The following is a 510-nucleotide window of genomic DNA, read 5'->3' on the forward strand; positions in this document are numbered from 1 at the left end:
CCGCTCTCAACAAAGAGAACGGCTTTTAACTAACTACTTAACATAAACTAAGCATCAGATTGCTCTGATGTTTCAATCTTAGTTCAATACAGTAGCAACAACACCAGCGCCTACAGTACGGCCGCCTTCACGAATAGCGAAGCGAAGACCTTTGTCCATAGCGATTGGGTGGATAAGCTCTACGCCCATCTCAACGTTATCACCAGGCATAACCATTTCAGTACCGTCTTGTAATTGGATTGCGCCAGTTACGTCAGTGGTACGGAAGTAGAACTGTGGACGATAGCCGTTTAGGAATGGTGTGTGACGACCACCCTCTTCTTTTGACAATACATATACTTCAGCGTCAAACTTGGTGTGCGGGGTGATAGAACCTGGCTTAGCAAGTACTTGGCCACGTTGGACGTCTTCACGCTTAGTACCACGTAGTAGTACGCCACAGTTTTCGCCTGCACGACCTTCGTCAAGCAGTTTACGGAACATCTCTACACCAGTACAGGTGGTTTTTTG

Annotated in this window: 1 protein-coding gene; it reads right to left on the reverse strand. The window is 46.9% G+C overall.

Annotation, left to right across the window (positions count from 1 at the left end; all coding sequences use genetic code 11):
• Positions 1-78: 78 nt before the first annotated feature.
• On the reverse strand, positions 79-510 hold a 432-nt coding region (locus CAN34_RS13760; RefSeq protein WP_254423203.1), incomplete at its 5' end, for an EF-Tu/IF-2/RF-3 family GTPase.

It is taken from the genome of Psychrobacter sp. DAB_AL32B, assembly GCF_002224105.1.
Classification (GTDB): Bacteria; Pseudomonadota; Gammaproteobacteria; order Pseudomonadales; family Moraxellaceae; genus Psychrobacter.